Genomic DNA, 14326 nt, shown 5'->3' with positions numbered 1-14326 from the left:
CGCCTACATAGCGACCGTACGCGCGCTGCGTGTGAGCCAGCTGTACGTCAGGTTCTCCCCCGCTGACCCGGAGGTATCCGGTTAAGTTGTCGGACATGCGGGTTGACGGGCGTGACATCAGCGTCTCGGGCGACTTGCTGCAACCACTGACCCGACGGACCAACGACATCCTGCGGCTCGGCGCCACCGTGGTGTTCTTCGGGATCGTCATCGCCGGTTCGTTGATCACCCGCCCGCAGTGGGTCGCGCTGGAAAAGTCGATCTCCGAGATCGTCGGCGTGCTGACACCGACACAATCCGATCTGGTCTACCTGGCGTACGGCATCGCGATACTGGTGCTGCCGTTCGCGATCCTGATCGGATTGATCGCAGCCCGGCAGTGGAAACTGCTCGGCGCCTACGCGGCCGCGGGGCTGTTGGCCGTTCTTCCGCTCTCGATCGGCGGCAACGGCATCGCGGCGCCCCGATGGCACTTCGACCTGACTGATCGACCCCAAACCGTGTTGGCCCAGATCCTGGACGACCCACGGTGGATCGCCCTGCTCGCGGCCGTGCTGACGGTATCCGGTCCCTGGCTTCCCGCGCGCTGGCGACGTTGGTGGTGGGCGCTGCTGCTGGCGTTCGTGCCGATCCACCTGTTCATCAGCGCGATAATCCCGGCCCGCTCCCTGCTGGGACTGGCGGTGGGTTGGTTCGTCGGCGCGCTGGTGGTTCTGGTCGTCGGCACACCCGCTCTGGAGGTGCCGCTGGACGGTGCCGCGCGTGCGCTGGCCAAACGCGGCTGCGTGGTCACCCGATTGCGCGTGATCCAGCCGGCCGGACAGGGGCCGCTAGTACTTAACGCAATATGTCAGGACTCCGATTCGGACTCCGACACCGCCGTTGTCGAGTTGTACGGCCCGCATCAGCGCAGCGGTGGCGCATTGCGCCAATTGTGGTGGAAGCTAAGGCTGCGCGGCTCCGAGACCGCGCCCTTTCAGACCTCGATGCGTCGTATCGTCGAGCACCGCGCATTGATGGCCATCGCCATCGGCCAAGTGGGAGTTGCCAACACGGCGACGATTGCGGTCGCCGAACTCGACCGCGGCTGGATCATGTACGCGCACCGGCCGGTGCAAGGGCTTCCCCTGGTTGAATGCGCCTCCGCGACACCCGTCGCCGCAGTGTGGGAGTCGCTGAAAACCCTGCAGGGACAGCAGATTTCGCACGGAAATTTGCGCGGCGACGAGATCACGGTGCGCGACGGCACCGTGTTCTTCGGGGGATTCGGCAGCGCCGAATACGGCGCCACCGAGGCCCAATTGCAGTCCGACGTCGCACAACTCCTGGTGACCACGTCGGCGCTATATGACCCGAAATCCGCGGTGACCGCCGCGATCGACGTATTCGGCAAAGACGCCGTCTTGACCGCCTCCCGCAGGCTCACCAAAGCCGCTGTGCCGAAACGTGTTCGACAGTCGGTAACGGACGCCGGGGCCGTCATTTCCGCCGCCCGCGAGGAGGTGCAGCGGCAAACCGGCGCGGATCAGATCAAAACCGAGACGATCACCCGGTTCACCCGCAGGCAGGTCATTCAGCTGGTGCTGCTCGTCGCACTGGTCTACGTCGCATATCCGTTCATCAGCACCGTGCCGACATTTGTATCCCACGTGAGTAGGGCGAACTGGTGGTGGGCACTCCTGGGCGTGGTGATATCCGCGCTGACGTATGTGGGCGCGGCCGCCGCTTTATGGGCCAGCGCCGACGAATCGGTGAATTTTTGGAAGCTATCAATCGCGCAGGTGGCCAACACTTTTGCCGCGACCACCACCCCGGCCGGTGTCGGCGGGCTCGCGCTGAGCACACGGTACTTGCAGAAAGGGGGCGGCCTGTCCGCGGTGCGAGCCACGACCGCGGTGGCGCTGCAGCAAGCGATGCAGGTGATCATGCACCTTATATTGCTGATCTTGTTCAGCACCGTCGCGGGCGCGTCGATGGACCTGGCGCACTACGTCCCCAACGCCACAGTGCTGTACCTGATCGCGGGCGTGGCGCTGGGCATCGTCGGCGCATTTCTCTTGGTACCCAGGCTGCGACGCTGGCTGGCAACGGACCTGCGCCCGAAACTGAAGGAGGTCACCCGCGACGTCATCGAAGTCACCCGACAACCAAAACGCTTGGGGCTCATCGTGCTCGGTTGCGCCGGAACGACTCTCGGTGCCGCCCTGGCGCTGTGGGCAAGCGTCGAGGCTTTCGGCGGCGGCGCGACGTTCGTCACCTGCACCGTGGTGACGATGGTCGGGGGAACGCTCGCCTCGGCCGCGCCGACGCCCGGCGGCGTCGGCGCCGTGGAAGCGGCATTGATCGGTGGTCTGGCCGCATTCGGCGTGCCCGCGGCCGTCGGTGTGCCGTCGGTTCTGCTGTATCGGGTGCTCACCTGCTGGCTGCCCGTATTCGTCGGGTGGCCGGTGATGCGGTGGCTGACCGCAAACGAGATGGTCTAGCAACTTTCTGCAGCGACTTCGGCTAGTCTCAATCCGCGCGGCTGGCGCTGGTGCCGGCCCCAATTTTCGGGAGAGTTGATTGATGAAACACTTGACCGCAGCAACCATTACCGTGACCCTGATTGTGGCGCTCGTGGGTTGCGGATCCAACAACAAGACATCGACATCCACGTCGACATCAACATCGACGAGCACGTCGACGTCGACGACCACGACGACAACCAGCGCGACATCTTCCGGCCAGGCCCACAAGTCCATCGCCGACTACTTCAACGAGAACCACATCACGCAGAGCCCCGTTCGCCGGGGCGATCCAGGCTCCCCCACGATCAGTCTGCCGATGCCCCCGGGTTGGCAGGTAGCCAACGAAAGCAGCGCCTCCTACGGCACCATCGCCTTCTCTCAGCCGTCGGATCCTTCCGATCCGCCGACGATCTCGGCGCTGGTCGCCAAGCTGGACGGTAACGCCGACCCGGCGAAGATCATCCAGTACGCCCCGGGCGAGGTGCAGAATCTGCCGGGCGCCCAGGTCTCCGGCGACGGATCCGCGTCCACCCTCAGCGGCTTCCAGGCGTGGCAGATCAGCGGCACCTACGTCAAGGACGGCAAGACCCGGTTCGTCGGACAGAAGACCGTGGTGATCCCCGGCCAGGGCGCCCTCTTCGTGCTGCAGCTCAACGCCGACGCACTCGCCACCGACAAGGCGACGTTGATCGACGGGATGAACATCGTCGACGACCAAACCACCATCTCCGTCTGAGCACCGGATCGCGCCGCGGAATGTTCTTCTCCGCGGCGCGATCGCGTGTTCCCCCGGACCCCGATTGGTCCTACGGTGTTGGCATGGCAGAACAGTCGCCCGCGATAGACGTCGGGCACCCACCGTCGGCTCTACTTCGCATCGTCAACCCGATGCTGCGCTCCCTGCTGCGCACCCCGCTGGCCGGGTCCGCGCGCAAGCAGCTGATGGTGTTGAGCTTCACCGGACGAAAGACGGGGAAGCCGTACTCACTTCCGGTGAGCGCCCACATGATTGACAACGACCTCTACGCGCTGACCGGCGCGCCCTGGAAGCAGAACTTCCGCGGCGGCGCCACCGCCGAGGTCGTCTACGACGGCAAGACGACGACCATGCGCGGTGAGCTCATCCGGGACCGCGCGGTCGTCTCCGACCTCTACCTGCGCTGCGCCCAGGCCTACGGCGTCCAGCGTGCGCAGCGGATGATCGGATTGAAATTTCGCGACCAGCGCATCCCGACCCTCGACGAATTCGCCGAGGCCGTCGACCGGATGCACCTGGGAGCGGTCCGGCTGACTCCCGTATAGGCGCCGATCAAAGCTGCGCGCGCAGCCGTTCGACGAGGCCGAGCAACTTTGCGAAATGCGAGCCGGCCCAGTAGATGCGGCCACACCCGGCGCAGCGGCTGAATTCCTCGTAGTACTGGGCGGTCAACGGCTCGAGCTCGTCGATCACGTCGCGCTTGTCGACCGCGACTAATGCGCCGTTGCAGTGCAGGCAGCGGGTGAGCGGCGCCAGCCGTTCGCGGAGGTCCAGTCGCCGAATCACCTCGAGGGCCTGTTGCTCGGGATCCTGGGAGTGGACGAAGAGGCCATGCGTGATGGCCCGGCGCTTCAGCAGGCCGCGATCGCGGGTCAGCAGGATTCGCTGCTCGTCGAGGCTGATGCGGGCCAGGGCCACGTCGTCGGCATCCCTCGACCACCACGCGTCGAAGCCGAGGACGCGCAGCAGCCGCGCGAGCCGGCCGAGGTTCACATCGACGACGAATCGCGGATCGCGCAACGGCACCGGCCGAAGTTTTGCGGTCGACGCGACGTCGAGCGCCTCGAACATCGGGTACGCGGCGATGCGGTCGCCCGCCGTGGGCCGGTGGTCGAAGCCGGCCGGATCACCGTTGACCAGGATCAGGTCAATCTCGGTGTGCGGAATGCCCATTGCCTCCAGCACGTCCTTGACGGTCTGGTGGGAACGGAACGGGCGGCGCACGGTGGCGCCGCGGAGCTCGGGCGCCAGGAAGTCGTTCAGTTCGGCATACGCCCGAACCTCGACGTAGCCGACTCCCGGCGGTCCGTTCACCTATTCGGGCCCCGCGCCCGCGGCCGCATGGGTTCTGGTGATCACCGGCCGCTCAAACCCCGCGTCGGACACGGCCCGTCGCACCGCCGCGCCGACCGAATCCGTCCGGTCGGTAGGGACCAGGGCGATCACGCAGCCCCCGAACCCGCCGCCGGTCATCCGGGCACCCAGGGCGCCCGCGCCCACCGCGGCATCGGCGATCAGGTCGATGTGCTCGGTGGTGATTTCGAAGTCGTCGCGCATGGAGGCGTGCGAGGCGGTAAAGATGCGACCGGCTTCGACGAAGTCCGAATCACCCAGGGCGCCAACGAAATCAGTTACCCGGCGGTTCTCGGTGAGCACGTGACGGGCACGACGGGCGTCCGTCGGGTCGGTCACTCTCGCCAGAACCGACGGGCCGCGATCCTGCAGATCACGCAGTGTTGACACGCCCAGGTCGGCGGCCGCACGCTCGCACGAGGCGCGCCGGGCCGCGTAGTCACCGCCGGCGTGACGGTGGCGTGCCCGGGAGTCGATCAGCAGCAGCGTGACGCCGCGGCCTTCGGGGTCGAAGGCCACCGGTTCGACCGTGACATCGCGAAAGTCGATCAGCAGTGCCGTAGCGGGCCGCCCGAACAGCGAGGCCAGCTGGTCGAGCAAACCCGTTGGGGCGCCGACGTATTCGTTTTCGGCGCGCTGAGCCAGCCGCGCCTGCTCCGTTGCGTCGATGCGCACACCGGCGGCCGCCGCGATCGCACCGAGGGTTGCGCATTCCAATGCCGCCGAGGACGACAGGCCCGACCCCATCTCCACGTCGCTGGTGATCGACATCGCGCCGCCGGGCACCGGGTGGCCGGCCTGTCGCAGCGCCCACATCACCCCGGCCACGTAGCCGGCCCAACCGGTCACCCCGCCGGGAGCGGTGTCGAGAGGAATGCGCACCGAGCCGTCCGCGCGATCGCTGCCCACGGTGATCGCGTCGCCGCCGTCGGGAAGAAAAGTCACCAGGGTGCGTTGCGGAAGCGCGATCGGCAGCGCGAACCCGAGGTTGTAGTCGGTGTGTTCCCCGATCAGGTTGATCCGCCCGGGGGCGGCGTACCGCACGCTCGAGTCGGTCATCGGCCGAGCTCCCGCAGCCGCTGGGCCACCGCTTCGGGCGTGACGTCGCCGATGAACGCGTCCATCGCCGATTCGGAGGCCGCCAGGTACTTCAGCTTGGTGGCGCTGCGCCGGATCGACATCAGCTCGACGTGGAAGTAGCCGTCGGCCTGGTCGTGCGTGTCTGCGAACTGGTGCAGCGCCGAAATGTATGGCAGCGGAGCCGAATACATTCGGTCGAACCGTCCCAGCACGTCGAGGTAGATCTGGGCGAACCCGTTCAGTTCGTCTTCGTCGAGGTCGGCAAGGTTGTGCACGAACCTGTTCGGGTAGATGTGCACCTCGACCGGCCAGCGCGCCGCGAACGGCACGAACGCCGTGAACAGCTCGGTGCGCGCGATCACGCGGCTGCCGTCGGCGATCTCGCGCGCCAGGAGGTCGGCAAAGAGGTTGCTGCCGTGGCGCATTCGATGTTCGCGGGCCTGGCCGAGCATGGCAGCGGTGCGCGGCGTCAGATACGGGTAGCCGTAGATCTGACCGTGCGGATGGGTCAGAGTGACCCCGATTTCCTCGCCGCGGTTTTCGAAACAGAACACCTGCTCGATGCCGGGCTTTGCGATCAAATCGGCCGTGCGGTGCCGCCATGCGTCCACGACGAGCCGGGCATGCGGCGGTTGCAGCTGCGCGAACGACCCGGTGTGGTCGCTGGAAAAGCAGATCACCTCGCAGCGCCCATGCGCGGGAGCGGACACGAAGCCGTCACCGGCGGGCGGCACCGGCGCCGGATGACCGGCTGAGGCGCCGGACAGGCTCGGGAAGCGGTTCTCGAAAACGACGACGTCGTAATCGGGGGCGGGCACCTCGCTGGTCAGCCCGGTCGGGCCCGGACACAGCGGGCACTGGTCCGGCGGCGGCTTATAGGTGCGGTCTTGGCGTAGCGCCGCGATGATCACCCACTGTCCGGTCGAGCGGTCGAACCGCAAGTGCGACTGGTCGGGGTCGCGCGGCGGCAGCGGCCTGCGGTCTTCGACCGGGGCCGGTCGGTGCCCGGGCAGCGAAAAGAAAAGCAGGTCACGGCCGTCGGCCAGCTTGGCCCGCGTCGGCGGTGTCACGACGTTGAAGACTAGCTTGGCCACCGCGCGAGGCCGAATCCAGAACGAAGGCATCGATCGGCTGGTCGTGCCCGCGCAGGTCGAGTCGCCGCCGCGGCGCCATTCCCATCAGCTCGTCGGCCACTCCGGATGCGACGAGCAACTCCCCGCCGGCGGCGTGTTGTTGCATCCGGGCCGACACGTTGACCGGATCACCGAGGGCGGTGAAATCGACCACCGCGCCCCCGACGTTGCCGACGTATGCGACCCCCGCATTGACCGCTACCCCTAGCTTCAGCCAAGGCCCCTCGGCGCTGCCGTACCCGACCGCCTCGATCAGCTCCGTCGCGGCCAGAACCGCGCGCCGCCGGTATTGCGGACCGCTGATGCCCCGAACAAAGAACGCCATGATCTCGTCGCCGATGAGTTTGTCGATCACCGCGTCGTGCCGCAGCAGGGTCTGTGTCGCAACGACGTAGAACCGGTTGAGCAACGCGGCGAAATCTGCGGCAACCGCGCGCTGGCCCAGCGCGGTGGAGTCGCGAACGTCGGCGAACAACACCGCGATATCGACCTCCGCGCCACCGGGGGGCAGCACATCACAACAACGACTGCACAGGTTGGGGTTCTTGCGCGACGGTCGGAACCCGGCCGCGGCGAAAGCGCGGCCGATCAGGCCACCAAAGGGGTTGTTGCACAGCTTGCAACGTGGGGCCGACGGCAGGTGGCGAAACACCCGCCGCGCGCTCACCAAAGGCGCGTGACCTTCGGTCAACACCTTGTCCCACCGCTGCTCCGGGGTCACCGGCGCGGTCTGGCGCGGGGTCTTGCCGTCAATCATGGTGAAATGGTCCACCCCGACGCCGTTACGGCACATGAGGCATCCGCCTCAAATGGGATCGCCGGGGCCCGGCGCCGGCGAGGGCGCCCCGCTGGCGCGCTCCAGCGCCTTGCCGAGTTGCCCTAGGGGGTAGGGCCCATCGCCATCAACGCTTGCGGTGAGTTGCTCGCAGTCGATGTCGACCCGGTACTGGGGGCGACCATCCGGGAAGTGCCGCAAATCCATGATCACCAAGGACTGGCTTCGCCAGTCGGCCGAATCCAGGTGCCAGTAGCGATCCGTCAGGGCCAGAAGTGCTCTGTCGGTAGCGGAATCAATCAATTCGGGCGTCTCCACCCATTGGGAAGCGCGTGCCTCGAACGGGTCGACGCAGACTATGTATCGACCGTCGGGCGAAGTTGATCTCTGCTCCAACGTCACGGGATCGGCGGGTGAACCGATGCCCAGGGGTGGGCCGATTCCAGTTGGGCCGCAACGCGAATCAGAACGTCCTCGCGGCCGTAGGCGGCGGCGAGCTGGATTCCGATGGGTAGACCCTCGCCGTTGCGGTGCAGCGGAAGGCTGATCGCCGGCTGACCGCTCATGTTGAATGGCGGTGTGAACGCAGCGAATTGGCCGGCACGGCGCATGGGCGCGGTGGGCTGCTCGGGATTGTTCTCGAACTCCGTCAGCGGCAGAGGCGGCTCCGCGAGCGTCGGGGTGAGGAGCAGGTCCCAGCCGTCGGCCCACCACCCCTGCACCGCCCTGCGGAAGGCCCATCCCGCGGCCTGGGCGTCGGCGTAGTCGACGGCGGTCAACCGGCCCGCCTGCTGGACCAGCACCCAGTTCACCGGCTCGATGTCGTCGGCCGTCATTTCGCGCCCGAGCGTCTCGCCGAATCCGCGGGCCGCCATGGCCATCTGCGTCGCCCACAGCGCCATGAACTTTTCGACCAACGAGGTATCGGCGAGGCACGCCGGCCAGGCGGGCTCGACGATGTGGCCGAGCCCCTCCAGCATCGACGCCGCCGCCCGCACGGCCGCGACGCAGTCCGGATGCAAGAAGTCGCCGCGCGGATGGACGTCGAGCAGGCCGATGCGCAGCCGGCCCGGATCGGCGCCGACCTCCGTGGCGTACGGCCGCTCGGGCGCCGGCGCGATCACGCTGTCGCCGACACCCGGACCGTGCACCGCGTCGAGCAGGCTCGCCGTGTCGCGCACCGTGCGGCTGACGCACAGTTCGACCCCCAGGCCCGCCTCGGTGCGCAGCGGCCCGGCCGTGATCCGTCCCTGGCTCGGCTTGAGTCCCACCAGCCCGCAGCACGACGCCGGGATCCGGATGCTGCCACCGCCGTCCGAGGCGTTGGCGAACGGCACCATCCCGGCGGCGACGGCCGCGGCGGCGCCCCCACTCGACCCGCCCGGCGTGCGATCCAGCGCCCACGGATTGCGCGTCGGCCCCCAAGCCACCGGCTGCGTGGTCGGCAGGCTGCCCATCTCCGGGCTATTGGTCCGCCCCGCGATCACGAGCCCGGCCGCCTTGAACCGGGCCACCAGCGTCGTGTCGGCGGCGTCGATCTTGCCCGCTTCTTTGAGCGCCACGTTGCCGTTCGACAGGGTCTGACCGGCGAAACTCGTGTAGAGGTCCTTGAGCAGAAACGGGACGCCGCGGAACGGCCCCTGTGGCAGGCCTGGATCGGCGGCCACCGACCGCGCATGCTCGAACCACTCGATGACCACGGCGTTCAACGACGGGTTGGCTTGCTCGATCCGCTCAATCGCCGCGTCCACCAACTCACCGGCCGTGACCTCGCCTTTCGACACCAGCGCGGCCTGGTCCGTGGCATCCATCCACCGTGTCTCGTCGGCAAGTTTGCTCATGGCTCTTGGTCTATCACGTGTGATCAAAACCGCCGTGCAGAAGTCGCGATTGCACCCGCCCGCCTTTACGCTCGTTGGTTATGCCCGGAGGCAAGGTCGCCCTCGCCGTGCCCGGCATCTGTCTTGCCGTCGCCGCGTGTTCGGCGACGGTGTCGCCGCCCCCGTTCACGCCGACCACCTCGTCGACGACGTCTCACACGACGACCGCCAGCGCGGCGCCCCCGCCAGCCCCGATAACGGGTCCGTTGGAAAAGGATTGGAAAAGCTACGGCGGCACCGCCTACTTCGGGTGTCCCGAAAGGTTCTCGGTCGCCAAGTCGGCACTCGAGGACATCCGCCCCAAGGTCTTCGATACCAAAACCGGACAATATGTAGCACCTGCTGTCCCCACGGTGCCCGCGGGTGAGAATCTCACCGGCGCGATCTGCGCGCTGACGGGCGTCGCCGACGACATGAAAGTCGTCTACCTGGTAACCACCGTCAAGCCGGCCCAAGCGCCCGCCCCCGAAGTCACCAAGACGACCGCGTATGCCTTCGATTTCAAGTCCGGCCAGCCGGTGGCCACCAAGGAGCTGCAGCCGCCCACCCCTGACCTGAAATTGACCGCACCGAACGGATGGGGGCTCGGCGCAACGGCATCCGGAGTGGCGTGGGTGAACGCCTTCACCGACGGCCACACCGCGGCATCACCGCCGCGGACCGTAATCCTGTCCGGCGCAGACCTTTCCGCGACGTGGAACGACCCGCAGCCAGCCCGGACCTGGCAGGACGTTCTCGCATTCCAGCGCAACACGACGGAGGGTAAGACGACGGGAGCCGAGCTGCGCCGGCCCAACGGGGAAGCGATATACCAGGACAACGACGTTGTGTCCGTCGACGCCGAATTATCCGATGGCCCAGACAAACTCGTGAAGATCACACATCAGGACTCCCCCACGGCCGTGTCGACCATGTTCTTCGACCTGAACTCCAAGACCGTCATCAATATCGGCGACACCGACCGGATCTCGGGCGGTGGCCTGGCGACGACGCTGTCGGACGGGAAATTGTTCGTCGACGGCCGCGTGTCGGAGAATTCGCAGTTCGGGTTCGGGGTCTGGAACCTGCGAACACAGCACTGGGACTTTCTGAAGAACCGCGACGACGCCTTGAAGCAACCGATCGCCAAGGTGGCTTTCTTCGGTGATCACCTCTACATCACGAACGTGGGCAACACGTTCTCGGTCATCGCGTTGCCCGGTCCCGATCCGGTCGCCCCGAACTGGTCGGTGCGCCCCTTCGCGCGGATCAACGGCTGGACGCTGGTCTGCCGCGGTGAGACCGCGGCGGACTCCGCCGGCGAGTGCAAGGAGATCGTGATGGTGCAGGACCAGGAGGGTCATTACCCCGGTCCGTGGTTCTGAATCTTCCGGCGCTGACCTTGGTGGCAGGTACAGGATTCGAACCTGTGTAGGCGTAAGCCGACGGATTTACAGTCCGCTCCCATTGGCCGCTCGGGCAACCTGCCGCCAGACAGGTTACAACGAACGGGTAGACAGGGCACAAACGGCTATCACCTGATGAAGGGACGGATCGAATGGCGGACTCATCGTTCGACATCGTCAGCAAGATCGACCGGCAGGAGGTCGACAACGCGCTCAACCAAGCCGCCAAGGAGCTGGCCACCCGGTTCGACTTTCGTGGCACCGACACCAAGATCGCCTGGAAGGGCGACGAGGCGGTCGAGCTGACGTCGTCCACCGAGGAGCGCGTCAAGGCCGCCGTCGACGTCTTCAAGGAAAAGCTGGTCCGCCGCGACATCTCCATGAAGGCCTTCGAGGCCGGCGAGCCACAGGCCTCGGGCAAGACCTACAAGGTCACCGGCACCCTGAAGCAGGGCATCAACAGCGAGAACGCCAAGAAGATCACCAAGCTGATCCGCGACGAGGGGCCCAAGAACGTCAAAACGCAGATCCAGGGCGATGAGGTCCGCGTCACCAGCAAGAAGCGCGACGACCTACAGGCCGTGATCGCGATGCTGAAGAAGGCCGACCTCGACGTAGCGCTGCAGTTCGTCAACTACCGGTAGCGCGGGGGATCTGGCTGCTGGCCCAACCAACCGGTGGGTGCCTAAGGTAGTGCCGAGTCCCACGAATCAAGCGAGGTTCACGATGACCGTGACTCCCCAGGAGGCCGCCGGCGACGGCGCGGCCGACGCCGGGTACTTCGACGTCGTGATCGTGGGCGCGGGTATCTCCGGCATCGGCGCGGCGTACCGGATCACCGAGCGCAACCCCCACACGACCTACGCCATCCTGGAGCGGCGCGAGCGGATCGGGGGCACCTGGGACCTGTTCCGCTACCCCGGGGTGCGCTCCGACAGCAGCATCTTCACGCTGAGCTATCCATTCGAGCCGTGGACCCGCCGGGAGGGCGTCGCCGACGGCACCCACATCCGCGAGTACCTGATCGCGACCGCGCGCAAGTACGGCATCGACCGGCACATCCGGTTCGGCAGCTACGTGCGTTCCGCGGACTGGGATTCGTCCACCGACACCTGGACGGTCACGGTCGAGCAAAATGGCGCGACGCAGCACTACCGCAGCCGGTTCGTGTTCTTCGGCAGCGGCTACTACAACTACGACGAGGGCTACACCCCCGACTTCCCCGGCATCGAGGACTTCCGCGGCACCGTCGTGCATCCGCAGCACTGGCCGGAAGACCTGGACTACAGCGGCAAGAAGATCGTGGTCATCGGCAGCGGCGCCACCGCGATCACCCTCATCCCCGCACTGGCCGAACGCGCGGCGAAAGTGATCATGCTGCAGCGCTCGCCGACCTACATGATGGCGGCATCGAAATACAGCAGGGTCGCCGCGGCGGCTCGTAAAGTGTTGCCGCGCAGGGCTGCCCACTTGGTCACGCGGACATACTCCGCCCTGACCGAGGCGGTGTTCTGGTTTTTCTCCCGCAAGACGCCCGGGCTGATCAAGCGGCTGCTGCGATACGTGGCGACCCGCTATCTGCCCGACGGCTACGACATCGACACGCACTTCAAGCCGCGATACAACCCGTGGGACCAGCGGATGTGCCTGATTCCCGACGCCGACCTGTACACCGCGATCGCGTCAGGCCGCGCCGAGGTGGTCACCGACCACATCGACCACTTCGACGCCACCGGCATCGCGCTGCAATCGGGCGGCCACCTCGACGCCGACGTCATCGTCACCGCCACCGGCCTGCAGCTGCAGGCGCTGGGCGGGGCCACGATCAGCATCGACGGCGTCGAGATCAACCCGCGGGACCGCTTCGTCTACAAGGCGCACATGCTCGAAGACGTGCCCAACCTGTTCTGGTGCGTGGGCTACACCAACGCGTCGTGGACGCTGCGGGCCGATATCACCGCTCGGGCAACCGCAAAGCTGATGGCGCACATGGCCTCTCACGGCTACACGCACGCCGCTCCGCACCTGGGCGATCAGCCCATGGCCGAGAAGCCGGCCTGGGACATTCAGGCCAACTATGTGAAGCGGTCGTTGCACGCGCTGCCCAAGTCGGGCACCAAGCGGCCGTGGAATGTCCGGCAGAACTACCTCGCCGACGCGATCGACTACCGGTTCGACCGTATCGAGGAGGCGATGGTGTTCGGCCGGGCCGGCGACCGGGCGCCCCTGGCCGGATGAACTGCTTCTAAATCGCGAGTGTCGGCAATACGCTGATCGCCATGGCAGCTACGAAGCGCGAACCCAAAGTCGTAGTCCTCGGTGGCGGTTCCTGGGGAACCACGGTGGCGTCGATCTGTGCGCGCCGCGGACCGACGCTGCAGTGGGTGCGCTCCGAGGCGACCGCCAAGGACATCAACGACAACCACCGCAATCACCGCTACCTCGGCAACGACGTCGTGCTGAGCGACACCCTGCGCGCGACCACCGACTTCGCCGAGGCCGCCAACGCCGCCGACGTGGTCGTCATGGGTGTGCCCTCGCACGGTTTCCGGGGCGTGCTGACCGAGCTGACGAAAGAGCTACGGCCGTGGGTGCCGGTGGTATCCCTGGTCAAGGGGCTCGAGCAGGGCACCAACATGCGGATGTCGCAGATCGTCGAGGAGGTGCTGCCCGGGCACCCGGCGGGGATCCTGGCCGGCCCGAACATCGCCCGCGAGGTGGCCGAAGGGTATGCCGCGGCGGCGGTGCTGGCGATGCCCGACCAGCATTTGGCTACCCGGCTGGCGGCGTTGTTCCGCACCCGGCGCTTCCGCGTCTACACCACCGACGACGTCGTCGGCGCGGAGATGGCGGGGGCTCTGAAGAACGTCTTCGCGATCGCGGTGGGGATGGGTTACTCGCTGGGCATCGGGGAGAACACCCGCGCGCTGGTCATCGCGCGCGCCTTGCGCGAGATGACGAAGCTCGGCGTGGCCATCGGCGGTCATCCCGACACCTTCCCCGGGCTCGCCGGCCTGGGCGATCTGATCGTCACCTGCACCAGCCAGCGCAGCCGGAACCGCCACGTAGGCGAGCAGCTGGGAGCCGGCAAGCCGATCGACGAGATCATCGCGTCGATGAACCAGGTCGCCGAGGGGGTCAAGGCCGCCAGCGTGATCATGGAGTTCGCCAACGAGTTCGGCCTGAACATGCCGATCGCCCGTGAGGTCGACGCGGTCATCAACCACGGCTCGTCCGTCGAGCAGGCCTATCACGGGCTGATCGCCGAGGTACCGGGGCACGAGGTACACGGCTCGGGCTTCTAACTGGCCTGCTGAACGGGGCGTTACGAAAACATTTGCATTCCATATGCGCCCGCCCCGTCAGCTTGACCGAGGTTTTGCCGGCCCATACCGTCGAACGAGGTAGCCAAGCGTTCCCATCGTGCTGCGCTGGGTGTAATCGTTTGTGCGCCAA

The 14326-nt window shown here is 66.8% G+C and carries 13 protein-coding genes and 1 tRNA gene; 7 read left to right on the top strand and 7 right to left on the bottom strand.

The window, feature by feature from the left end; all coding sequences use genetic code 11:
* The first annotated feature begins 95 nt into the window (after window positions 1-95).
* The 3 genes from A5744_RS11095 to A5744_RS11085 all read left to right on the top strand — a co-directional run bounded on the left by A5744_RS11095 (window position 96) and on the right by A5744_RS11085 (window position 3809).
* Window positions 96-2483, top strand: a complete 2388-nt coding sequence (locus A5744_RS11095; protein WP_076060912.1) for a lysylphosphatidylglycerol synthase transmembrane domain-containing protein — start codon at window positions 96-98, stop codon at window positions 2481-2483.
* An 82-nt stretch (window positions 2484-2565) separates the two neighbouring features.
* Window positions 2566-3243, top strand: coding sequence for an LpqN/LpqT family lipoprotein (locus A5744_RS11090; RefSeq protein ID WP_076060910.1), 678 nt, complete (start codon window positions 2566-2568; stop codon window positions 3241-3243).
* An 83-nt stretch (window positions 3244-3326) separates the two neighbouring features.
* Window positions 3327-3809, top strand: coding sequence for a hypothetical protein (locus tag A5744_RS11085; RefSeq protein WP_076060908.1), 483 nt, complete (start codon window positions 3327-3329; stop codon window positions 3807-3809).
* A 7-nt stretch (window positions 3810-3816) separates the two neighbouring features.
* Here the strand turns inward: A5744_RS11085 and A5744_RS11080 are convergent, their stop codons facing one another.
* From A5744_RS11080 to A5744_RS11055, 6 genes are all read right to left on the bottom strand, one after another.
* Window positions 3817-4578 (bottom strand): Mut7-C RNAse domain-containing protein, encoded by a 762-nt coding sequence (locus A5744_RS11080; RefSeq protein WP_076060907.1) that lies wholly within the window; start codon window positions 4576-4578, stop codon window positions 3817-3819.
* Complete coding sequence (locus A5744_RS11075) at window positions 4579-5676, bottom strand: galactokinase (RefSeq protein ID WP_076060905.1); 1098 nt, start codon at window positions 5674-5676, stop codon at window positions 4579-4581.
* Window positions 5673-6821 (bottom strand): galactose-1-phosphate uridylyltransferase, encoded by a 1149-nt coding sequence (gene galT / locus A5744_RS11070; protein WP_076060903.1) that lies wholly within the window; start codon window positions 6819-6821, stop codon window positions 5673-5675. The genes A5744_RS11075 and galT overlap by 4 nt, the downstream gene beginning before the upstream one ends.
* Window positions 6727-7587, bottom strand: a complete 861-nt coding sequence (locus tag A5744_RS11065) for an adenylate/guanylate cyclase domain-containing protein (RefSeq protein WP_083679273.1) — start codon at window positions 7585-7587, stop codon at window positions 6727-6729. The genes galT and A5744_RS11065 overlap by 95 nt, the downstream gene beginning before the upstream one ends.
* 48 nt (window positions 7588-7635) lie before the next feature.
* A complete protein-coding gene (locus A5744_RS11060) occupies window positions 7636-7908 on the bottom strand; it encodes a hypothetical protein (protein ID WP_139331311.1) in 273 nt (90 codons plus the stop codon).
* A gap of 95 nt (window positions 7909-8003) precedes the next feature.
* Entirely contained in the window at window positions 8004-9446 is a 1443-nt protein-coding gene (locus tag A5744_RS11055) for an amidase (protein WP_076060899.1), read from the bottom strand.
* Window positions 9447-9526: 80 nt separating this feature from the next.
* Between A5744_RS11055 and A5744_RS11050 the strand changes: the two genes are divergently transcribed.
* Window positions 9527-10849: a hypothetical protein gene (locus A5744_RS11050; protein ID WP_076060897.1), complete on the top strand. Its 1323-nt coding sequence runs from the start codon at window positions 9527-9529 to the stop codon at window positions 10847-10849.
* 18 nt (window positions 10850-10867) lie between these two features.
* Here A5744_RS11050 and A5744_RS11045 read toward each other — a convergent pair.
* Window positions 10868-10953: transfer RNA gene (locus A5744_RS11045), tRNA-Tyr, on the bottom strand.
* A gap of 69 nt (window positions 10954-11022) precedes the next feature.
* On the opposite strand from A5744_RS11045, the gene A5744_RS11040 reads away from it, so the two are divergent.
* From A5744_RS11040 to A5744_RS11030, 3 genes are all read left to right on the top strand, one after another.
* Window positions 11023-11514, top strand: a complete 492-nt coding sequence (locus tag A5744_RS11040; protein WP_076060895.1) for a YajQ family cyclic di-GMP-binding protein — start codon at window positions 11023-11025, stop codon at window positions 11512-11514.
* An 82-nt stretch (window positions 11515-11596) separates the two neighbouring features.
* A complete protein-coding gene (locus A5744_RS11035; protein ID WP_076060893.1) occupies window positions 11597-13108 on the top strand; it encodes an NAD(P)/FAD-dependent oxidoreductase in 1512 nt (503 codons plus the stop codon).
* Window positions 13109-13149: 41 nt separating this feature from the next.
* Complete coding sequence (locus tag A5744_RS11030; RefSeq protein WP_076060891.1) at window positions 13150-14175, top strand: NAD(P)H-dependent glycerol-3-phosphate dehydrogenase; 1026 nt, start codon at window positions 13150-13152, stop codon at window positions 14173-14175.
* Window positions 14176-14326: the final 151 nt, after the last annotated feature.

Source organism: Mycobacterium sp. IS-1264, from assembly GCF_001954195.1.
Lineage (GTDB): Bacteria > Actinomycetota > Actinomycetes > Mycobacteriales > Mycobacteriaceae > Mycobacterium.
Note: the sequence above shows the minus strand (reverse complement) of the source record. Positions and strands in the feature narration are given on the sequence as shown.